This window comes from Marinomonas sp. (assembly GCF_039940335.1).
Lineage (GTDB): Bacteria > Pseudomonadota > Gammaproteobacteria > Pseudomonadales > Marinomonadaceae > Marinomonas.
The window spans coordinates 76,348-96,524 of record NZ_JBDVGW010000004.1; the positions used below are offsets into that span (position 1 = coordinate 76,348).

The following is a 20,177-nucleotide window of genomic DNA, read 5'->3' on the forward strand; positions in this document are numbered from 1 at the left end:
CTCTATCCTAATCGTTCTTTAACGTTTTTCTAGTATTTATCGAGGCTTTTGATATGGGTTTCCCTGCTTTTCCAGACGCTCCGCCACTGCTGACACAAGAAGAAAAAGATACTCTATCTGCAACGAATTGCGCCATCCAACACTACAAAGACGTTTTAGAAGAAAAAACTCTCGCTTACAACGACCTTTTTCACTCTCTTTATCCCATTGAAAAATTAGTAAAAGGGCTGGCGGCAGTTTATGACGAAGCCTTAAGTGCTGCATGGACTTCTAAAGGACTCATTCAAGAAAGCAATGTCAGCCTTATCGCGGTGGGAGGCTACGGCCGTAGCGAATTACACCCTAAATCTGATATAGATTTGCTCATTTTGATTGATGATCAAACCGACACCCCCAAAGAGAAAATTGAAGCCTTTATCACATTTTTGTGGGACATCAATTTAGATGTTGGCCACAGTGTACGCACTATCAGTGAATGCGCCGAAATAGCGAAAAATGATGTCACTATTATCACCAATTTGATTGAAGCTCGCACCTTATGTGGCTCGCCAGCACCGCTAACTGAATTGAATCGACGCATTGATAATGAGCACATGTGGGATGGCCACTCTTTCTATAAGGCCAAACTAGAAGAACAAAAGCAACGTCACGCTAAATATCAAAATACCGCTTACAACCTAGAGCCCAACTTAAAAGAGTGCCCAGGTGGTTTGCGCGACATGCAAGTGATTGATTGGGTAGCTAAACGTCACCTACACACCAGCCGCTTCAGTGAGTTAGTAGAAAAAGACTTTTTGTCTGAAGACGAATACGTACAATTAAAAGGTGCCGTAGGCCACTTATGGCGTATTCGTTGGGCATTGCACATGATTGCAGGCCGTAAAGAAGACCGCCTACTATTTGATCACCAACGTTCCTTAACCAAGTTATTTGGTTTCGACGATCTGGATTTAAAACGTAATGTTGAGCGCTTTATGCAAGGCTATTATCAAAGTGTAGCCGCCATCCAACAACTTAATGATGTCTTGCTGCAACACTTTGAGGAGTCCTTTATACCCAGTGATGCCAGCAATAATATCCAAATCATCAATGACCACTTCCAAATTTATAACAACCAATTAGAAGCTCGCGACGATGATCTTTTCCAAAAAGATCCGTCCTGTATGCTTGAGCTTTATGTGTTGTTTGGCGAATTTGAAGACGTCCAAGGCATTCGTGCCAACACCATGCGCCAATTACGTGACAACTTGGATTTAATTGACGACGATTTCCGCAACAACAAGCGCAACACAGATTTATTCCTAGACATTATTTCCAGCCGCTACCGACTCAGCAGCATTTTACGATCCATGAAACATTTAGGCTTACTTGGCCGTTATCTTCCTGAGTTCGGTGCCATTATCGGACAAATGCAGCACGACCTTTTCCACATATACACAGTGGACGCCCACACCCTACAGCTTGTGGAGAACTTACGTCGTTTATGGCTGCCGGAATTCAAACAAAAATTCCCAATTTCCTCACAAGCCATTCGTCATGTACCAAAAGTAGAGCTACTGTATATTGCCGGTCTATACCATGACATCGCTAAAGGCCGCGGTGGCGATCATTCTGAACTGGGGTGTGTTGACGCCCAAGCTTTTTGTGAACGCCACGGGCTTTCTAAACAAGATACCGCCCTAGTAGTTTGGTTGGTGCGCAACCATTTATTCATGTCTGTTACCGCACAACGAAAAGACATCTCCGACCCTGATGTCATTTGGGAGTTCGCCAGCTATGTTAAAAACCAAGAACACCTTGATTACTTATTTATTCTGACTGTCGCAGACATCAACGCCACCAACCCAACAATGTGGAACAGCTGGCGAGCTTCTTTAATGCGCCAACTCTACCTTGAGACCAAGCGTGCTTTACGACGCGGCCTTGATGATCCAATGGATGCGGCCATGCTTAGTGACGAGCACAAGCAACGCGCGCTGGAAATCATCATTGAGCGTAACGTTGATATCAGCGATGCTGAAGACATCTGGCAGACCATTGAAGATGAGTATTTCATCCGCTCTAATGGTGATGATATTGCGTGGAATACAGAGGCTATATTAGCCCATAGACCAAGCGATAAACCATTGGTAGCAATTCGCCCTCTAGGCGGACGAAACTTCTCTGGTGCCAGCAAGATTTTCATCTACACCCAGATCAACAAGCACTTATTTGCGGTGACCACTGCGATTTTCGAACAACTGGGATTAACAGTGCTTGATGCCAAAATCAGCCACACCACGACGAACTATTCACTCGATAGCTTTGTGGTTATGGACAGTAACGAAAATGGTACAGACCTGCACCTTGATAACGAACGCATTAAAATGATCCGTGACACCCTCACGGAGCAGTTGGATTCACCATCTTTATACGCCAGTCTTGTGCAAAGACACACACCACGTATCTTGAAAATCTTTAATTCACCTGCAACCGCCCATTTTGTCAGCCAGCCCGATGAAGTCTGGTCAGCACTTGAAGTGACAGCACCGGATCGTCCAGGTCTACTCGCACTGATCGGCCAGTTCTTTATGAATCACAACATCATGTTGCACAAAGCCAAGATCGCCACATTAGGTGAGCGCGTGGAAGATACCTTCTACATCACGGAAGAAAATGGCAACCTGATCACAGATAACGATAAAATGACCGAAATTTGCCGTCTACTAAAAGAGAAAATTGACCGTTTCTCTCAGTCTATGGAATAAAACAATGAACCCTTTTATACATTCTTTGCACCCCTACCCTTTTCAAAAGCTTGCAGAGCTCTTAGAAGGACTCACCCCGAACCCAGACAAGCCATTAATCAAACTTACCATTGGTGAGCCTCAGCACGAGCCACCAAAGGCTGTTGTCGAAACACTGCAAAACAGCCTATCTGGCGTCAGTAAGTACCCGAGCAGCAAGGGCGAATTAGCTTTACGTGAAGCCATTGCTGACTGGACGAAACAGCGCTTCTCTCTTAGTGAGTTATGCCCAGAAAGCCAAGTCCTACCCGTGACTGGCACCCGCGAAGCACTGTTTGCTATTACTCAAACGCTAGTAGGAGAGAAAAGCTCTTCTTTGGTCCTTAGCCCTAATCCTTTCTACCAAATTTATGAAGGGGCTGGTATTTTGGCAGGCGCTGAATTGCATTTCTTACCTTGCGGTTCTGGCAACCAATATAAGGTCGATTACCAAGCCGTCAGCAATGAGGTTTGGCAAAACTGTGAACTGCTATTTGTTTGCTCACCGAACAACCCCAGCGGCACAGTAACAACACTTGAAGATTACGAGTTCTTGCTTAAAAAAGCGGCGCAATACAACTTCACCATTGTGGCGGATGAGTGTTACTCGGAAATCTACTTTGGCGATCAAGCCCCTCTTGGCTTGTTGGAAGCTTGTCAAAAACTTGGCAATACTGATTATAAAAACTGTTTAATTTTTCAGTCTTTATCAAAACGTTCCAACTTACCGGGCCTACGCTCTGGCTTTGTTGCGGGTGATGCCAGTCTGCTAAAACCTTTCTTGCTATACCGCACCTATCAGGGTTGCGCTATGCCAATTCATCATCAGCAAGCATCAATCACCGCTTGGCAAGATGAAAGTCATGTAATGCAAAACCGTAAAATTTACGATCGTAAATTCTCGCAGATTTTGGACATATTAAGCCCAGTCATGGCGGTACAAAAACCTGAAGCAGGTTTTTATCTTTGGCCTGAATTGACCATGCAAGACGAAGATTTTTGTAAGGCTTTATATGAAGAAGAAGCCGTACTAGTACTTCCTGGTAGTTATCTTGGCCGTACAGTCAATGGCCACAACCCAGGTAGCCAGCATGTACGCATGGCACTTGTTGCCGAAGAATCAGAATGTGTGGCGGCCGCCCAGCGTATTCGCGAATTTATCGAGCGCCACAACGTAAACTCAAACGCTTAACTTACTTTAGAACTCAGTCGGAGAAACACAAATGAGCGATTCAATTTTCGCATTCGGTCTTGGTATCGGAACTCAAAACAAAGAAGGCAACTGGTTAGAGGTTTTCTACCCTGCGCCGATTAAAGATGCCGATAAAAGCGCTCTAGATGCTATTTTAGAAAGCACTAACTACACCAGTGGCAACGACACCATCATTCTTGATGAAAGCGATCTTAACCGCCTTCACATGAGCCTTTTGAAAGCTGGCAACATCGAACAAGCCGAATTGGCTTCACGCCTTAAAGCCTCGACTCAACCGGTTGTTTTGTGTGTACTTGCGACAGACACAGCACCTACTAACCCAGCAGAGGTCTATTTGAAGTTGCAAATGATCTCTCAGCGCCTAATTCAGCCACACAATACCGTACTAGACGGCATGTTTGGCCTGTTGGTCAATACCGCTTGGACGAGCGAAGGCCCTATTGATGTGCGTGAATTGGCAGACCGTCAATTGAATGCTCGCATGGAAGGTCGCACTATCGAAGTCTTCAGTGTGGATAAATTCCCGAAAATGGTGAACTTTGTAGTGCCAACGGGTGTTCGCATTGGTGATGCGGCACGTATCCGCCTGGGTGCTCACCTAGGCGAAGGCACGACCGTTATGCATGAAGGCTTTGTAAACTTTAATGCCGGCACACTAGGCACAAGCATGGTAGAAGGCCGTATTTCTGCTGGTGTTGTCGTTGGCGATGGTTCTGATCTTGGCGGCGGCTGTTCTACTATGGGTACTTTATCTGGCGGCGGCAACATTGTTATCGGCGTGGGTGAGCAATGCCTTATCGGTGCCAATGCAGGTATTGGTATTGGCCTAGGAGATCGTTGTACGGTTGAATCTGGCCTATACATCACAGCAGGATCAAAAGTGAACGTATTAGATGAGAACAACGCATTAGTCTCGACAGTAAAAGCACGCGACCTATCTGGTCAGTCTGATTTACTGTTCCGTCGTAACTCTCAAACCGGTGCCATTGAGTGCAAAACCAACAAAACGGCCATTGCACTTAACGAAGCTTTACACGCTAATAACTAATGAATATGGAGCCACTCTCTTTTAGAAAGTGGCTCTCATTAAATCGAGTAGATATGATTAAAATTTACGGCATTAAAAATTGCGACACGATGAAGAAAGCCTTTCGCTGGCTGGAAGAACATCAGCTTGCCTACGACTTTCATGATTATAAAAAGCTTGGTCTAAGTGCAGAGCAGGCTGAAAGCTGGATTGCCACTCAAGGCTGGGAAAGTATCATTAATAAACGTGGTACGACTTGGCGAAAATTGGACGAATCATTAAGAAATAACATGACTGATGAGTTAGCCTTGGAAGCGATCCAAAGCAATACGTCTATGATAAAGCGCCCTATCCTGATTAGCGAAACGGGTGAGTTACTGCTTGGCTTTGATGCAGAACGCTACCAACAAGTGCTTATCAATCAATAGCAGGTGTATAAATGAGTCGTGATTCTTTGTGTGTAATGGTAGGTGTTACCGTGGGTGTGTAACCTGCTGGGGCGACATCAGAACGAATCACTGGTACAAAATAATGTTCACGAACAATTTGCTGTTCAGTAAACATACCACAACCAGCTAGAATACAGCTCATTAAGAAAACAACACTTAATTTCATAACCCCACCTTTAATGAATTCTCCTGCAATATTAGCAGAACTTTTCTTAAAATAGTGGAAATAAAGACAAAGGTAAACAATGAATAATCTGTCACCGACGCTTGAATTAGCCCTAGACCTTATCTCCCGACCTTCTGTCACACCTGAAGACGCAGGTTGCCAAGATTTGATGATCGCTCGCTTGGAAAAAGTCGGCTTTAACATTGAGCCCATGCCTTTTGGTGACGTAAAGAACTTTTACGCTAAACGAGGTACATCAGGCCCTAATTTATGCTTTGCTGGCCATACAGATGTGGTACCTACTGGTCCGGAATCTTCTTGGAAAGTCCCACCTTTTGAGCCAAAAATTCTTGATGGTATGCTCTATGGTCGTGGCGCGGCGGATATGAAAGGCAGCCTTGCCGCCATGGTGACAGCGGTAGAAAACTTCATTGCAGAGCACCCAAATCATGAAGGACAAATATCCTTTTTGATCACCAGTGACGAAGAAGGACCTTTTGTCGATGGCACCACTCGTGTAGTCGATGCCTTGATGGCAAGAAACGAGAAAGTAGATTGGTGTATCGTTGGTGAACCTTCCAGTACGAATGTTCTAGGTGACATTATTAAAAATGGCCGTCGTGGCTCTTTTAGTGGCGACCTGACTGTGTATGGTAAACAAGGTCATGTTGCATACCCTCATCTTGCTAAAAATCCTATCCATTTAGCGGCACCCGCGTTAGACGAAATGGCCAACGCACATTGGGATAACGGCAATGACTTTTTCCCACCGACCAGCTTTCAAATCTCCAATATTCAGTCTGGCACAGGTGCCACCAATGTTGTACCCGGTGAATTGAATGCTCAATTTAACTTCCGCTTCTCTTCCGAGTTAGATTTTGATGCATTGAAAGTTAGAGTCATTGAAATCCTTGAAAAGCATCAATTAGAGTACGACATTCAGTGGACCTATAATGGCTTACCGTTTTTAACTCGCCCAGGTGAATTGGTTGATGCCATTGTCAGCTCTGTGCAAGACACAGTGAATATCACCCCTGAACTTTCTACGTCTGGCGGTACCTCTGACGGTCGCTTTATCGCTAAAATGGGGACTCAGGTGGTGGAGCTTGGTCCAATTAACGCCACCATACATCAGATAAATGAATGTGTTGATGCCGAGAGTCTCAACCAGCTCTCAAGTATCTATCAAGGCATTTTGAATAAACTTTTTGTGAAGTAATTTACGCTATGCGCATCAGAGCCTACCTACATCGTCTGGCCATTAGACTGGGCAACAATCCAAGACTTGCTATCATGAAAATGGTACAGGGTGGCTTAGTATTTTTGTTTGGTAGTCTGATGATCATGGTATCGGATAATGTCCTGAATGACTCACTTAGCCAAGAAATCATTGCCTTCTGCGGCCTGATCGTCGCAGGTGCTGGCATCCTTTGGACTCTAGTTGGCTACCTTTCCATGAGTGTCTTAAGGCTTTATCACATGTTGAGTAAAAAGGATTAAACCATGCAACCCGATATAGAAATTTACGTTTTGTCCTGCCCAACTGATCGTATTATCGACTGGCTAACAAATGAGTTTTTTGTCGTACAAAGCCCTTCCACTCAAGGCCTTTGTACCAAGTTATGGATAAAGCATAATGAGGCAGACATAGAGGTTACGATTCTGGAACAGGCGGCAGGTAAGCGCTTCACTTCTATCTGGTTCAATTCCGATAAAACCCCTTGGGCGACGGATGCAGACTGTGCCCAACATGCCTATCAAGCGTTACAACATGAGATCCGTTGTAACTTCCAAGGTTGGGAAGAAGCCGGCGATCAAGATCCAGATCAGTGGTGGCGCGTCAACGTTGACGGCGCGGGTCCGTTTATCTGGAATTAATACTTCTAAACATCACACTTTTCAACAATACAATACAATACAGTAGTAGAGAGTTTTACATGCAAATCACACTTCTTAAAGGCAAACTCCACATGGCCAGCGTTTCTCAAGCAGAACTCTGGTATGACGGTTCCTGTGCTATTGATGCCGATTTGGTTGAATTAGCCGGCTTTAGAGAATTTGAGAAAATTGACATTTACAACGTGGATAATGGTGAGCGCTTTCACACCTATGTAATCCTAGCTGAAGCAGGTTCAGGCACCATTTCTATGAATGGCGCGGCGGCTCGTAAAGTACAAGTAGGCGATCGTGTTATTATTGCGGCTTATGGACAAATGGAAGAAGGAGCCGCTGACAGCTTTAAACCTAAACTAGTCTATTTAAACAAAGACAACACTGTTGAGCGCACCACTAATACTATTCCCGTACAAAAGGACTAGTCTTTCACTTAGGCACAAAAAAGCCTGCTGTGTTATCACACAGCAGGCTTTTTTTATTCGCTTGATAGCTGATTAAGCTAATACAGCTAATACAGCTAAGGCAGCGTCATAATTTGGCTCATCCGCCGTTTCTGCCACTTGCTCTGTATGAAGCACTTGGCCATTCTCATCAACGACAACGATCGCGCGAGACAAGATACCTTGCAAAGGACCGTTAGCGAAAGTCAAACCATAGTCTGCACCGAAGCTAGAACGGAAGCTTGAACCCGTATCAACATGATCAATACCTTCTGCGCCACAAAAACGCGCAGCAGCAAAAGGCAAGTCCGCAGAAACACATACTACATTTACGTCTTTAAGTGCTGCAGCAGACTCGTTGAACTTACGCACAGAGGTTGCACAAGTTGGTGTATCAATAGACGGGAAAATATTCAAGACCAGTTTTTTACCCGCAAAGTCTGCCAATGTTGCGACAGATAGGTCCGTTTTTACCAATTCAAAATCTGGAGCACTGGAGCCTACAGCAGGCAATGAACCCACTGTCTCAAACGGCGTTCCTTTAAGTGTAACTGTTGCCATTTCTATACCCTTTTAAAAAATTGAAATTAAGATTAGCCGCGAACAATAGAAACGTTTTCGGCTTGTTTACCTTTCTCACCTTCGGTGACATAAAAACGTACTAACTGACCTTCTACCAAGAAACGGCGGCCACGGCCACGGATAGCGCGGTAATGAACAAAAACATCGTCGCCATTTTCCATTGTTAGAAAGCCGAAACCTTTAGAAGAATTAAACCATTTAACAGTCCCCTGTTCACGGTCATCGTCTTCGTCTTCTTCTGAATCGGCATTAGCAGCAGGCGCTTTAAACTGACTCAAAGCCGCCCCAAGGTAAACAGAAACAAGAACAAAACCAAAGTAGGTTAAAAAGTTTGTTCCTACTTCTTCTTTTAAAACAACTGCCATTAGAAGCGGAGTAATCAGTGCGATTACTAGGCTAATAATAAATGTTTTAAGTGAAAAAATATTTGAACCAGCAGAAGATTCTGTGTTGCGCGTAACATTTTCCTGATGATCATTCATAACAATGTCTCTTATCAAATTTAATTTTGGTGTGAATAGAAGCTTTTCTAAAAACGAAATAAGGCCTCATGTAATTTACTAAAGTGAATAAATACAAATTTACTAAACTCTTCCTGAAATCGTCATGGGAAGCGTAAGAAGATAGTAGTAAAATATCTGACTTCTTCAAAAACAAATTTCAGCAATTCCAGCGCGTTATGTAAAATTTCACATAACAAAACGTATAGAAAGGCTAAAATCTTCAGAGTTTAGCTCATTAAGGTTAACACACAGATGGCACCGATGAATACCTCAGAAAACGACCAACGTATCGACGAACTCGAAATTAAGCTGCAATTCCAAGAAGATACAATTGATAGCTTGAACGCGGCCTTAATTAGGCAGCAGAAGGATATGTTATTAATACAAGAACAATTATCATTACTTGTTAAACAATTAGAAACTTATCGCCAGCAGCAATCAGAAAATGAGGCTGTGCATGATAATGAAAAGCCACCCCACTATTAAATCTCAGTATCTAAAGATTTAATAACATATATATCAAAGCGCCCGGATTTACCTTCTAGTTGATAAGTCGGTTGAGAAGCATTTAAAAAGGGCGCACTTTTAGGGCGTTTTACCACCACCCGATATTGCGCTAATGACATAGCCATCGGCAGGAGCTCGTCTGCATCTAAATCCGCCCCAATCAAGTCACGAAAGAAAGCCATTTCTTTTTTGGCCGCAGCACTGGATTTTTCCATATGAGGAAACATAGGGTCTAAATACACCACATCGTATTCTTGCCCAGATAGCGTTTTAATATCGCCATCCAGTAAGGTCATCTCTTGAGAGATAACCGCTACATCTTCGTTTAGCGACGCTCGATACAAACCATCTTTCAGTAATGCACGGACAAAACCAACTCGCTCACACAAATGCACTCTACAACCTAAACTTGCTAGCACAAAAGCATCCCGACCAAGACCTGCGGTTGCATCCAGTACAGCGAGTTGGCCTCGTTTATTAAGGCCAACTGCTTTAGCTATGTCCTGCCCCTTACCGCCACCGAAGCGGCGCCTGTGATCCACCGCACCCGAGGTAAAGTCCACAGAAACAGGTTTGGGTGCCCCTTTACCTGTTTTAGCTAATGCCACACCGAACGAAGAAACGACGAGTAGATAGTCATAGTCTTTGACGAATTTAAGGGGAGATTTCAGTGCGAAATAACTTAGACCCAATTGTTGGGCAAGCGTTTTTGCTTCTATAATAAATGCGGTATCTTCGGCGCTGACAGCAATGGTATTAGGCAAAGACGTCAATTCCTATTAAGACATTGCGAGGGTTGGCGGAAGAAAGAGATTCTGTTGCTTGGTAAGCATTTAAAGCGTGTTGTGTCGAACTATTAAAATCGCCATAGGGACTAAAACGAGCACTGGATTCAGTCCCCATCACACCATCAAAATCCGCTACGGAACTGGGAACTGGCTTTGCCGACACCAATTGCTGGGGCTGGCTGCCACTGTAACCCACATTTTGAGTACGGCCATGTGTTGGCTGAGAAACCACTGGAAATTGTGAATTAATTTGCATGACCTCTCCTCAGCGATTGCGCCATTATTGATAAACAATGGCTAAGAGTAAAGCACCTAAAATTAAACGATAAATCATAAAAGGCATAAAGCCTATGGTATTTAACCATTTTAAGAAAAAGTAAATACACAAATATGCACTAAACGCCGATAAAAACACACCCGTGAATAGACTATTCCAATCCACTTGAATATCCGACGTAATCAGCTCCACCAGCTTTAAACTACCGGCCGCGAGAATCAAAGGAATAGACAACAAAAACGAGAAACGAGCAGAGCATTCACGAGAAAAACCCATAAAACGTGCCGCTGTCATGGTAATACCTGAGCGGGATGTTCCCGGAATAAGAGCTAACGCTTGGGCAAAACCAATCACCAAAACGGATTTAAGTTTAAAGTCATCTTCGACTTTCTTGCTTAAACCGTAACGATCCGAAAGCCATAGTAAAATACCAAAGCCGATAGTGGTATAAGCAATCACTTCGATAGAGCGTAAATGATTTTCGATAAAGCTTTCAAATAAAAGACCGGCAAGACAGGCAGGAATGGTCGCTAAAATAATCCACCAAGCTAAGCGACTCTCTCCACAGCTTTTGTCACCTTTAAGTGAACAACACCAAGCAAGAAAGATATTCATAATATCTTTGCGAAAATAGCCTACTACAGCAATCAAGGTACCAATATGCACAGCCACATCAAAAGCTAAACCTTGATCTGGCCAATTCAATACTTGTGCCGGAAGAATTAAATGTGCTGAACTGGAGATGGGTAAAAACTCAGTCAGACCTTGTATTAATGCAAGAAAGACAATGTGGTACCAAAGCATAACCTAGCGTTTCCCTATCCGTGGGGCCTGTTTTTCCCAAGTAACGTTATCACGCAAATAAGTGGGAATGGCATCATAACAACTTTGTATTTCACCATCAGAAAATGCTAATCGTGCTAGCTCGGCAATGCTAGCCGCTCTTGGTAAAGTATCAGCGAAAACATGAGTCGGTGGATTCGGTAATAAAGCGGAGAGTTCTTGCTCATAACTCCAGCCCGAACCAATTCCTTGGTAGTCTTGAGCAAGACTTGGCAAGTTATCAGGTTTCGCTACTCGCTCTTCAAGTAACAACTCGATGCTGTATTGGCCATCAGCTTTATTCACATGGTAGCCACCTAGGTAGACTTCCCCCATACGAGCATCCAGAGCGCTTAACCAGTAATTTTCACCGCTTTTTTGAAATCCTTCTAAGGCCATGGCAGCCAGCGTAGACACTGGGATTACAGGTTTATCAGCACCGTAAGCAAGCCCTTGCACCACCCCAGCACTGATACGCAGTCCGGTAAAAGATCCAGGGCCTCGTCCAAAGGCAATAGCATCTAAATCGGCCAGGGATAATTCTGCTTGGGCAAGTATTTGCTCGACCATAGGAAGGATTAAGGCATTATGTTGACGGGGAGCGATACGGAAATCTTCCAACACCACACCGTCTATATTCAACGCCACAGAACAAGCTGACGTTGAAGTATCCAAAGCTAATATTGCTGTCATCGAAAATCTAGGCCTTTAATGAAGCTAACAGACCTTGTTTGATTTCGTTAAGATCTCCAACACCATTCACACTAACAAATTTAGGTGCTGCTGCGGTATCTTGAGCCAACCAATCTTTGTAATAGCCAATCAACGGTGCTGTTTGGTCATGGTAAACACCCAAACGTTTGCGAACGGTTTCTTCTGTATCATCAGCACGCTGCACTAAAGGTTCACCTGTTACATCGTCTTTGCCCGCTTCTTTTGGTGGGTTATACACTAGGTGATAAGTTCGGCCAGATGCTTCATGAACACGACGACCGCTCATGCGACTCACGATTTCTTCGTCTGCCACATCGATTTCAACAACAAAGTCGATTTTTACACCCGCGTCCTTCAAGGCATCCGCTTGTGGAATAGTACGAGGGAAACCGTCAAACAAAGCGCCATTAGCGCAATCATCTTGTGTTAAACGCTCTTTTACTAGACCAATGATGATGTCATCAGAAACCAACTGACCGGCATCCATCACCGCTTTTGCTTTTAAGCCCATATCACTGCCAGCTTTCACTGCGGCACGTAACATATCGCCTGTTGAGATTTGAGGGATCCCAAATTCTTCCGTGATGAATTGAGCCTGAGTACCCTTACCAGCGCCAGGTGCACCTAATAATATTACTCGCATAAAAAGTCTCCAAAAGTCAGCTATATACTGAATTACAAGTTTTCTTATTCTTGTCTCGCATAGACACGCGAATAACGCGAAAACACCGCGTTCGAAAATAGTAAACTTGTATACTATAAAATGAATGGCCGCCAAGCATACCCAAGCAGGCTATTAATATGCAAATTTACTGACGGATTTTTTCACTTTTATTGTGCTTATAGTGACTATAAGCACAATACAGTGAAGCTTTAGCCGGTATTTTGCATACCACTTGCGATACCTGCCATGGCGATCATTAACGCTTTATTAACCTCAGGATTATTTTCATCCTTACGGCTCCGATAAAGTAGCTCAGCTTGTAGGTAGTGCAATGGGTCAATATAAGGGTTACGCACGTCGATAGACTGGCGAATAGTCTTATTATCTTCAATTAGGCGCTCTTGCTGTTTAAGTGTTTTCACAAGAGTACTCACTTGTGCCAGTTTATTTCGTAATAAACGTCCCAAACCTCTTAGCTCTTCCCCTACTAGACGTTTTTCATAGTACTCAGCAATTTCAGGTTCTGACTTGGCCAATACCATGTCAAGCATGTCGAGGTAGGCGCCAAAGAAAGGCCATTTCTTATGCATTTCTTGGATTTTTTCTAAGTTTCCAGACTCAACGGCTTGCTGTAGTGCGCTCTCGGCTCCCAACCAAGCTGGCAGCATTAAGCGAATTTGCATCCAGGCAAATATCCAAGGAATTGCACGCAGGCTTTCCACCCCTCCATCAGAACGACGACGGGCAGGACGTGATCCAAGCGGCAGTTTAGCCAACTCTTGTTCTGGCGTGGTGGCTCTGAAGTAAGGCACAAAATCTTCATGACCACGAACAATGGAGCGGTATTGATTCATCCCCACTTCGGCCATTTCATCCATGATGGCACGCCACTCCTCTTTGGGGGCTTGTGCAGGCATTAATGATGCTTCCATTACGGCAGAACAATAAAGCTCTAATGAGCGTACAGCAATATCCGGAATACCGAACTTAAAGCGGATCATCTCCCCTTGCTCTGTCACCCTAATGGCACCATTTACCGAACCTGGTGGTTGAGACAAAATAGCCACATGAGCAGGGCCGCCGCCACGACCTACGGTACCACCACGACCATGAAACAGAGTCAGGTGCACACCGTGTTTCTTACAAAGTTTTGTCAGTGCTTCTTGCGCTCGATATTGACCCCAAGTGGCCGCTATTTGTCCTGCATCTTTGGCCGAATCAGAGTAGCCGATCATCACTTCTTGATGACCATTAATGTAGGCTTTGTACCAAGGTAATGAGAATAATTGCTCAATAATGGGCTCAGCATTATCCAAATCCGCCAGCGTCTCAAACAGAGGCGCGATACGCATTGGGAAACTCACCCCAGACTCTTTCAACATTAGGGCAACAGCCAATACATCAGAAGGTGCGCTGGCCATAGAGATTACGTAGGAACCAAAAGAGTTGGCTTCACCTTGAGCGATCATGGCAAAAGTGTCTAATACTTCCTTCACTTCTTCGCTTGGAGCCCAGTCCATAGGTAGCAGTGGGCGCTTAGAGTTAAGTTCCGTTAATAAGAAGGCTTGGCGAGACGCTTCATCCCACTCCGCATAATCCCCTAAACCATAAAAGCGAGTAATGGCAGATAAGGCATCAATATGGCGGGAAGCATCTTGACGAACATCCAAACGAGCCAACGTCATACCAAAAGTTGCTGCACAACGGATTAGGTCTAGCAAAGAGCCATTGGCGATGACCTTCATGCCGCTATCGATGAGCGACTGGTAACACAGTACTAGGTCATCAATCAGCGCTTTACTGTTGAGGAAGATACCTTCATCACAAGCCGCTTCGCCATCCAAGCAGGCTTTGGCCCAGTTTTTGGTAGCGATCATTTTGTTTTCAAGCTGACGCAACACTTCACGATAGGGCTGTGCACTGTCACCCACTCGATCACGTAAAGCTTGGTTACACTGAATCATGGAGAATTCAGAACGCAGAACAGAAAGGTCTTTGATGTACAGATCTGCTGCCATCCAACGTGCTAATAAGGCCACTTCTTTGGTCACAGTATGGGTAACATTAGGGTTACCGTCTCGGTCTCCCCCCATCCAGGTGGCAAAACGAATTGGCGCTAAATCTAGCGGTAAGCTTTCGCCATTGGAAAATTGACTAAACTGTTCGTCCAATTGACGAAAAAAGCGTGGGACAGCCTGCCATAGAGATTGTTCAATCACTGCAAAGCCCCATTTAGCCTCATCTACAGGCGTTGGGCGCTGTTCACGAATTTCATCCGTGTGCCAAGCTTGAGTAATAATCTCTTTTAAACGACGAATATGCTTGGTTTCTTCAAGTGGTAGGATATTGTCTTTATCCAGCGCTTCTAGCTCGCTGGAGATATTATCGTATTTACGAATCAAGGAACGACGCACTACTTCGGTAGGGTGAGCGGTTAACACTAACTCAATTGATTGATTTCTTAACGACTCAAGCATTTGCTCGCCGCTAAAGTCTTTCTCCGCTAAACGTTTTAGTAGGTCACCAATCGGGTTTTGATACACCCCTAGACTTTCATTGGTGCGACGGCGGTGCACTCGGTGATATTGCTCGGCAATGTTCGACAAATTGAGAAACTGGTTGAAAGCTCGAGCAACAGGGACTATCTCATTATCATCCAATTTTTCAAGAGCGGCGATTAATGCAGTAGAGTCACCAGTAAGTCGTCCATCTTTAGAAAGCTGTCGAATATTCTCGACCTTCTCTAAGAAGCCTTCCCCTAAATGATTACTCATGGTTTCCCCTAAGCAATCTCCTAGTAACCTGACATTTTCACGTAATGATGCCTGACGATCGTTCACTATACCCCTCCTACTCATCACCTGGTTGAGAATAACCAGATCAAAATATTGTTAATAACTTGAGTCTTAACATACTCGATTAAACGACAATTTTTGACTTTCTATAACCCTTCACGCTTGGCTTGATCCCATAGTTGATCAAGCCCCTCCAAACTCGTTTCTTGCAACGACCACTCGCGTTCTTCAAGTAGCTCTTCGATACGACGGAAGCGGCGACGAAATTTCACATTAGTTTTCATCAGTGCGACATCTGGCGCAACGGACAGATGACGTGACAAATTGCTCATCGCAAAGAGCACATCGCCCATTTCTTCTTCCACATGGGTTTGATCTTGTTCGGCTAATGCTTCTTCCAACTCGTCAAGTTCTTCACGAATTTTGGCAAAAACAGGTGCAACCTCGGGCCAATCAAAGCCGACTTTAGCGACTTTCTTTTGTATTTTCACCGCTTGCATCAAGCTCGGCATAGCATGAGGCACATCATCTAAGATACTTTGACTCTGCACGCCTTTACGAGCTTTTTCTTCGGCTTTAATCTTTTGCCATTGCAGGCTAATTTCTTCATCCGACAGGTCCAAGGTTTCACCAAAGCGTGATAATTCGCCACCTGGAAACACGTGCGGGTGGCGACGTAGCATTTTATCCACCAGCCCATTAACCACATCGTCAAAATCAAAAACCTTTTGCTCATTGGCGATTTGAGCCTGAAAGACCACTTGAAACAGCAAATCTCCTAGCTCTTCTTTTAAATCCGCTAGGTTCTCTCTTTCAATGGCATCCACCACTTCATAGGCTTCTTCCAAGGTGTATTGAGCTAAACTTTGGTAAGTTTGTTTAAGATCCCAAGCACAACCAGACTCTTTATCACGCAAGCATGACATCAATTTCAGCAAAGACGTTAGTGACTCACTCAAAAGTCTTTTTCCCTAAACACATTCAAGACATTGGGCAACTGGTTAATGCGATGGAGCAGTTTACTCAAGGCACCAATCTCTCCCACCTCAATGGTGAAACGAATACAGGCGGTATGGCTCTCTTTCGCTGACAAGGTATTCATAGACAATAAGTTTACTTTTTCATTCGCCAGCAAACCTGTTATGTCATTGAGTAGCCCCGTGCGATCATAAGCTTCTACCTGAATATTCACTGGGTAAAGATTATCAAGTTCCTCACCCCAGTTTACTTCCACGATACGCTCAGGCTCATCTAGGCTTAGTTGCGCTATGTTCAAACAATCCTGCTTATGAATGGAAACCCCACGTCCTTGGGTAATGTACCCCATGATGCTGTCGCCAGGAATCGGCGTACAACAACGGGCCATTTGGGTCATCAGTTTACCCACTCCAAGGATATGAATATCATCATCAGAAGACTTATGGCGACTCTTTTTAAGACGAATTGGACGTAACGGAGCAGAGCCACCGTCGAGGCTATAAAACTCATCAATTGATCGTAGCACTCGCGCCAATAAGATATCACCGGCACCCAATGCCACATAAATATCTTCAGCATTCGATAAATTATACCGTGACGCAATTTTGGCAAGATCAATGCGGTTGTCGTCGATTCCTAGACGTTTCAACTGTTTATCCAGTAGGGCTTTACCTGCTTCTAAGTTTTTCTCACGATCTTCTTTTCTAAACCAGTTCTGAATTTTGGCACGGGCACGGTTGGTCTGAACATAACCTAACGTAGGGTGTAACCAATCTCGACTTGGCGTGCCCTCTTTCGAGGTCATGATCTCAACTTTGTCGCCGGTTTTTAGGTGAGTGACCAAAGACGTAATTTTGCCGTTAATTTTCGCCCCACGACAACGGTGGCCAATTTCGGTATGGACACGGTATGCAAAGTCTACCGGGGTCGCATTAACAGGCAAGTCGACCACATGACCATCAGGGGTAAAGACATAAATACGGTCTTGATCGATGTCACTACGAACTTGCTCCGAAAGCGATTCCAAATCTCCTTGCACTTCATGGAAATCCAGAATGGTGCGTAGCCATTGCAATTTTTCTTCGTAGCTAGAACTGTTCGAACTTAAATCTGTACCCTTATATTTCCAGTGGGCACAAACCCCAAGTTCGGCATCTTCATGCATAGTATGAGTACGAATCTGTATCTCGACAGCACGCCCTTGAGGGCCAATAACTGCGGTATGCAATGACTGATAACCGTTGGTTTTTGGATTACTGATATAGTCATCAAATTCTTGCGGAATAGGACGCCACAAGTTGTGTACTATCCCCAAGACGCCATAACACTCCATGGGTTCGTTAACGAGAATACGTACGGCACGCACATCATAGACTTCATCGAAACTGATGTTTTTGCGCTTCATTTTGCGCCAAATACTGTAAATATGTTTGGCTCGGCCCATTAGGTCTGCATGAATGTTAATCGCTTCTAAACGTTCACGTAGCACATTGATCACATCATCAATGAACTGCTGACGGTCAAGGCGCTTCTCATCTAAACATTTGGCAATACGCTTGTAATCGTTGGGGTAAAGATAGCGAAAGGAAAGATCTTCCAGTTCCCATTTAATGTGACCGATACCCAATCTATGGGCTAAAGGGGCGTAAACACTTTGCACTTCAAGTGCGACAGTGACTTGACGATCTTCATCTTGGTATTTGGCTTCTTTGATGGCACAGGCACGCTCAGCCAGTTTGATCAGCACGACACGTACATCATCAATAATAGAAACTAGCATTTTACGTAGGGATTCAAGCTGGTTTTCGCTGCTGCCCAGAACTTCTGCCGCAGAATCGGCACTGAGGTTTTTAGAAACTTCTCCCATGCGAATAACGCCTTCGATCAAAGACGCTACTTTACGGCCGAACATATCCACCACACGGGAGATAGGTAATTGATCTTCCCTCACCACTCGATACAAAGCGGCGGCTAATAAAGAGTCCTGATCGGCACGAAAGCCAGACAGTATCTCGACCATTTCTAGACCTGCACGGAACGTACTTGCTTGAGCCCCCCAATAGGAAGGTCGCGCCGATTGCAATTCCGCTAATCGCGCCACTTCACAAGCCATGCGTAAGGGCACTCTGGAGCTGTCATCAATTTCGTCGGCAAATTGCGCCATCCAGGCATCAATATCAACCGTGCCATCGTCCGTAATTGGATGATCTTTTCTTACCGTTACCATTTGCTTGTCCTTTATTTACTTCTTTTCTGCAGCAACATCATGGTTTCAATATGTGACGTCTGTGGGAACATCTCCATCAAACCTATTTTTACCACTTGATAGCCATGCGCTACAAGATACTCTGCGTCTCTCGCTAAAGTGGATGCGTTGCAAGAAACGTACAAGATTTGCTTTGGTGATATTTTAATTAGATTATCTAAGAACTCAAAAGCCCCAGCTCGCGGGGGGTCAAGTAACACTTTCGTGACCCCTAGTTTTGAAAATTGTCGCTTCGCTGGCTGACTTAAATCTGCAGCAATAAATTCAATATTTTCTAAATCATTACAGAGGGCATTCGCTTGGGCAGCCGCCACCATGCTTGGTTGCACTTCCACACCAATCACTTTTTTAGCATGCAGTGCCATGGGTAAAGAGAAGTTTCCGACACCACAAAATAAGTCTAACACCACATCGTCTTCATTAGGTTGCAGCCAACTAATCGCTTGATGAATCATTTTCTCGTTCATCCGCGCATTCACCTGAATAAAATCTTGCGGATGGTACGTTAGCGTCTGTTTACCTAGATCATAATGACGCATCCTTTCTTGAACAAGCGTCACTCTGCTTTCTTCTGGTGCTTGCCAATAGAGCTCTATTCCTAAAGTTTCCGCCCAGTTACACCATCGGGCTTGGGTAGTCTCGGTAACTGGTCGAGTCAAACGAAACAACACGGAAGCACCACGAGTGTCTTCAAGTAGCTCGATATGACCCACAGCGGTGGCTATATCATCCTCGAGGATGGTATTTTTTAGGCTTTTATAGATATCTTGTAAACGCTCAGTAAGCACCAAGCAATTGCTGATTTCGACAATGTCTTTGGAAGATTTCTGACGGAAGCCAAGCAAGGCTTTGCCCGATTTAACCTGCAAGGCTAAACGTGCACGGCGCCTGTAGCCAAAAGCTTGATCGGTCAATAACTCAATGGGGTGTTCATTTACCTTACGTAACTGTCTTTGCAACCAATCGGTTTTAGCGAGTAATTGTTGATCTTGAGTAAGGTGTTGGAAACTGCAGCCACCACACGCAGTAAAGTGCTGGCAAGTGGGTGTCATGCGGTAAGGGCTTGGGCTAACAATATTGACTAGGTTTGCTTCATCAAAGTTGCGTCCCGCTTTAGATACTCTGGCCTCAACGGTTTCACCCGGTAAAGCACCGCCAATAAAGGTTACCTTACCTTGCTTGCGGGCAACACCTTTCGCTTCGTGCGTTAAACCTTCTACCTCAAATTGCTGTAAAGGCCCAAGATTTGTCTTTGCTGACGAGCGGCGGGATGGCATTCTCTTTCTCAAGGGGATTTCTCTCAATACTAAATAACGAATTGTAAA

21 protein-coding genes are annotated in these 20,177 nt (G+C 44.5%); 9 read left to right on the forward strand and 12 right to left on the reverse strand.

What is annotated here, in order from left to right; genetic code table 11:
- Positions 1 to 53: 53 nt before the first annotated feature.
- Genes glnD through ABJF92_RS01885 form a run of 4 tightly spaced genes read left to right on the forward strand, consistent with a single transcriptional unit; the run spans position 54 to position 5,433 of the window.
- The gene (gene glnD, locus ABJF92_RS01870) at positions 54 to 2,747 is read left to right on the forward strand and encodes a [protein-PII] uridylyltransferase (protein ID WP_446814154.1); all 2,694 of its coding nucleotides are present in this window, start codon (positions 54 to 56) and stop codon (positions 2,745 to 2,747) included.
- A gap of 4 nt (positions 2,748 to 2,751) precedes the next feature.
- Complete coding sequence (dapC, locus tag ABJF92_RS01875) at positions 2,752 to 3,957, forward strand: succinyldiaminopimelate transaminase (RefSeq protein WP_446814155.1); 1,206 nt, start codon at positions 2,752 to 2,754, stop codon at positions 3,955 to 3,957.
- Positions 3,958 to 3,988: 31 nt separating this feature from the next.
- The gene (gene dapD, locus ABJF92_RS01880; protein ID WP_446814156.1) at positions 3,989 to 5,026 is read left to right on the forward strand and encodes a 2,3,4,5-tetrahydropyridine-2,6-dicarboxylate N-succinyltransferase; all 1,038 of its coding nucleotides are present in this window, start codon (positions 3,989 to 3,991) and stop codon (positions 5,024 to 5,026) included.
- Between the two features lie 53 nt (positions 5,027 to 5,079).
- Positions 5,080 to 5,433 (forward strand): ArsC family reductase, encoded by a 354-nt coding sequence (locus ABJF92_RS01885; protein WP_446814157.1) that lies wholly within the window; start codon positions 5,080 to 5,082, stop codon positions 5,431 to 5,433.
- On the opposite strand, the gene ABJF92_RS01890 is transcribed toward ABJF92_RS01885, so the two are convergent.
- Positions 5,423 to 5,620 carry a hypothetical protein gene (locus ABJF92_RS01890; RefSeq protein ID WP_446814158.1) on the reverse strand — a complete coding sequence of 66 codons (198 nt, stop codon included), beginning with the start codon at positions 5,618 to 5,620 and terminating at the stop codon, positions 5,423 to 5,425. The two genes, ABJF92_RS01885 and ABJF92_RS01890, sit on opposite strands and share 11 nt — an antisense overlap.
- Before the next feature lie 79 nt (positions 5,621 to 5,699).
- On the opposite strand from ABJF92_RS01890, the gene dapE reads away from it, so the two are divergent.
- The 4 genes from dapE to panD are packed head-to-tail and all read left to right on the forward strand — an operon-like array spanning position 5,700 to position 7,938.
- The gene (gene dapE, locus ABJF92_RS01895) at positions 5,700 to 6,839 is read left to right on the forward strand and encodes a succinyl-diaminopimelate desuccinylase (RefSeq protein ID WP_446814159.1); all 1,140 of its coding nucleotides are present in this window, start codon (positions 5,700 to 5,702) and stop codon (positions 6,837 to 6,839) included.
- Positions 6,840 to 6,847: 8 nt separating this feature from the next.
- A complete protein-coding gene (locus ABJF92_RS01900; RefSeq protein ID WP_446814160.1) occupies positions 6,848 to 7,120 on the forward strand; it encodes a hypothetical protein in 273 nt (90 codons plus the stop codon).
- Positions 7,121 to 7,123: 3 nt separating this feature from the next.
- Positions 7,124 to 7,498 carry a hypothetical protein gene (locus tag ABJF92_RS01905; RefSeq protein WP_446814161.1) on the forward strand — a complete coding sequence of 125 codons (375 nt, stop codon included), beginning with the start codon at positions 7,124 to 7,126 and terminating at the stop codon, positions 7,496 to 7,498.
- A gap of 59 nt (positions 7,499 to 7,557) precedes the next feature.
- Entirely contained in the window at positions 7,558 to 7,938 is a 381-nt protein-coding gene (panD, locus tag ABJF92_RS01910; protein WP_446814162.1) for an aspartate 1-decarboxylase, read from the forward strand.
- Between the two features lie 72 nt (positions 7,939 to 8,010).
- Here panD and tpx read toward each other — a convergent pair whose 3' ends face one another.
- Both tpx and ABJF92_RS01920 read right to left on the reverse strand, forming a co-directional pair.
- Positions 8,011 to 8,517, reverse strand: a complete 507-nt coding sequence (tpx, locus tag ABJF92_RS01915) for a thiol peroxidase (RefSeq protein WP_446814163.1) — start codon at positions 8,515 to 8,517, stop codon at positions 8,011 to 8,013.
- Positions 8,518 to 8,549: 32 nt separating this feature from the next.
- Positions 8,550 to 9,020 (reverse strand): cold-shock protein, encoded by a 471-nt coding sequence (locus ABJF92_RS01920; protein WP_446814164.1) that lies wholly within the window; start codon positions 9,018 to 9,020, stop codon positions 8,550 to 8,552.
- Between the two features lie 273 nt (positions 9,021 to 9,293).
- Between ABJF92_RS01920 and ABJF92_RS01925 the strand changes: the two genes are divergently transcribed.
- Positions 9,294 to 9,527: a SlyX family protein gene (locus ABJF92_RS01925; RefSeq protein ID WP_445977349.1), complete on the forward strand. Its 234-nt coding sequence runs from the start codon at positions 9,294 to 9,296 to the stop codon at positions 9,525 to 9,527.
- On the opposite strand, the gene ABJF92_RS01930 is transcribed toward ABJF92_RS01925, so the two are convergent.
- The 9 genes from ABJF92_RS01930 to rlmD all read right to left on the reverse strand — a co-directional run bounded on the left by ABJF92_RS01930 (position 9,524) and on the right by rlmD (position 20,129).
- Positions 9,524 to 10,312: a class I SAM-dependent methyltransferase gene (locus ABJF92_RS01930; protein ID WP_446814165.1), complete on the reverse strand. Its 789-nt coding sequence runs from the start codon at positions 10,310 to 10,312 to the stop codon at positions 9,524 to 9,526. The two genes, ABJF92_RS01925 and ABJF92_RS01930, sit on opposite strands and share 4 nt — an antisense overlap.
- On the reverse strand, positions 10,305 to 10,592 hold the full coding sequence (locus ABJF92_RS01935; RefSeq protein ID WP_446814166.1) for a hypothetical protein: 288 nt from the start codon (positions 10,590 to 10,592) through the stop codon (positions 10,305 to 10,307). The genes ABJF92_RS01930 and ABJF92_RS01935 overlap by 8 nt, the downstream gene beginning before the upstream one ends.
- Positions 10,593 to 10,616: 24 nt before the next feature.
- The gene (locus ABJF92_RS01940) at positions 10,617 to 11,417 is read right to left on the reverse strand and encodes an undecaprenyl-diphosphate phosphatase (RefSeq protein WP_446814167.1); all 801 of its coding nucleotides are present in this window, start codon (positions 11,415 to 11,417) and stop codon (positions 10,617 to 10,619) included.
- A gap of 3 nt (positions 11,418 to 11,420) precedes the next feature.
- On the reverse strand, positions 11,421 to 12,128 hold the full coding sequence (gene tsaB, locus ABJF92_RS01945; RefSeq protein ID WP_446814168.1) for a tRNA (adenosine(37)-N6)-threonylcarbamoyltransferase complex dimerization subunit type 1 TsaB: 708 nt from the start codon (positions 12,126 to 12,128) through the stop codon (positions 11,421 to 11,423).
- A gap of 7 nt (positions 12,129 to 12,135) precedes the next feature.
- A complete protein-coding gene (gene adk / locus ABJF92_RS01950) occupies positions 12,136 to 12,792 on the reverse strand; it encodes an adenylate kinase (RefSeq protein ID WP_446814169.1) in 657 nt (218 codons plus the stop codon).
- A gap of 230 nt (positions 12,793 to 13,022) precedes the next feature.
- On the reverse strand, positions 13,023 to 15,653 hold the full coding sequence (gene ppc / locus ABJF92_RS01955; protein WP_446814170.1) for a phosphoenolpyruvate carboxylase: 2,631 nt from the start codon (positions 15,651 to 15,653) through the stop codon (positions 13,023 to 13,025).
- A gap of 101 nt (positions 15,654 to 15,754) precedes the next feature.
- On the reverse strand, positions 15,755 to 16,567 hold the full coding sequence (gene mazG, locus ABJF92_RS01960; protein WP_446814171.1) for a nucleoside triphosphate pyrophosphohydrolase: 813 nt from the start codon (positions 16,565 to 16,567) through the stop codon (positions 15,755 to 15,757).
- A complete protein-coding gene (relA, locus tag ABJF92_RS01965; protein WP_446814172.1) occupies positions 16,564 to 18,813 on the reverse strand; it encodes a GTP diphosphokinase in 2,250 nt (749 codons plus the stop codon). Before relA ends, mazG begins: the two co-directional genes overlap by 4 nt.
- An 11-nt stretch (positions 18,814 to 18,824) precedes the next feature.
- Positions 18,825 to 20,129, reverse strand: coding sequence for a 23S rRNA (uracil(1939)-C(5))-methyltransferase RlmD (gene rlmD / locus ABJF92_RS01970; protein WP_446814173.1), 1,305 nt, complete (start codon positions 20,127 to 20,129; stop codon positions 18,825 to 18,827).
- Positions 20,130 to 20,177 lie beyond the last annotated feature (48 nt).

Bases quoted from the DNA above. Each gene is read 5' to 3' on its own strand.
- dapD (WP_446814156.1), top strand. From the start codon at position 3,989: ATGAGCGATTCAATTTTCGCATTCGGTCTTGGTATCGGAACTCAAAAC.
- ABJF92_RS01920 (WP_446814164.1), bottom strand. From the start codon at position 9,020: ATGAATGATCATCAGGAAAATGTTACGCGCAACACAGAATCTTCTGCT.
- ABJF92_RS01935 (WP_446814166.1), bottom strand. From the start codon at position 10,592: ATGCAAATTAATTCACAATTTCCAGTGGTTTCTCAGCCAACACATGGC.
- ABJF92_RS01890 (WP_446814158.1), bottom strand. From the start codon at position 5,620: ATGAAATTAAGTGTTGTTTTCTTAATGAGCTGTATTCTAGCTGGTTGT.
- dapC (WP_446814155.1), top strand. From the start codon at position 2,752: ATGAACCCTTTTATACATTCTTTGCACCCCTACCCTTTTCAAAAGCTT.
- tpx (WP_446814163.1), bottom strand. From the start codon at position 8,517: ATGGCAACAGTTACACTTAAAGGAACGCCGTTTGAGACAGTGGGTTCA.
- rlmD (WP_446814173.1), bottom strand. From the start codon at position 20,129: ATGCCATCCCGCCGCTCGTCAGCAAAGACAAATCTTGGGCCTTTACAG.
- ABJF92_RS01905 (WP_446814161.1), top strand. From the start codon at position 7,124: ATGCAACCCGATATAGAAATTTACGTTTTGTCCTGCCCAACTGATCGT.
- ABJF92_RS01940 (WP_446814167.1), bottom strand. From the start codon at position 11,417: ATGCTTTGGTACCACATTGTCTTTCTTGCATTAATACAAGGTCTGACT.
- glnD (WP_446814154.1), top strand. From the start codon at position 54: ATGGGTTTCCCTGCTTTTCCAGACGCTCCGCCACTGCTGACACAAGAA.
- dapE (WP_446814159.1), top strand. From the start codon at position 5,700: ATGAATAATCTGTCACCGACGCTTGAATTAGCCCTAGACCTTATCTCC.
- tsaB (WP_446814168.1), bottom strand. From the start codon at position 12,128: ATGACAGCAATATTAGCTTTGGATACTTCAACGTCAGCTTGTTCTGTG.
- relA (WP_446814172.1), bottom strand. From the start codon at position 18,813: ATGGTAACGGTAAGAAAAGATCATCCAATTACGGACGATGGCACGGTT.
- adk (WP_446814169.1), bottom strand. From the start codon at position 12,792: ATGCGAGTAATATTATTAGGTGCACCTGGCGCTGGTAAGGGTACTCAG.
- ABJF92_RS01900 (WP_446814160.1), top strand. From the start codon at position 6,848: ATGCGCATCAGAGCCTACCTACATCGTCTGGCCATTAGACTGGGCAAC.
- panD (WP_446814162.1), top strand. From the start codon at position 7,558: ATGCAAATCACACTTCTTAAAGGCAAACTCCACATGGCCAGCGTTTCT.
- ABJF92_RS01925 (WP_445977349.1), top strand. From the start codon at position 9,294: ATGGCACCGATGAATACCTCAGAAAACGACCAACGTATCGACGAACTC.
- ABJF92_RS01885 (WP_446814157.1), top strand. From the start codon at position 5,080: ATGATTAAAATTTACGGCATTAAAAATTGCGACACGATGAAGAAAGCC.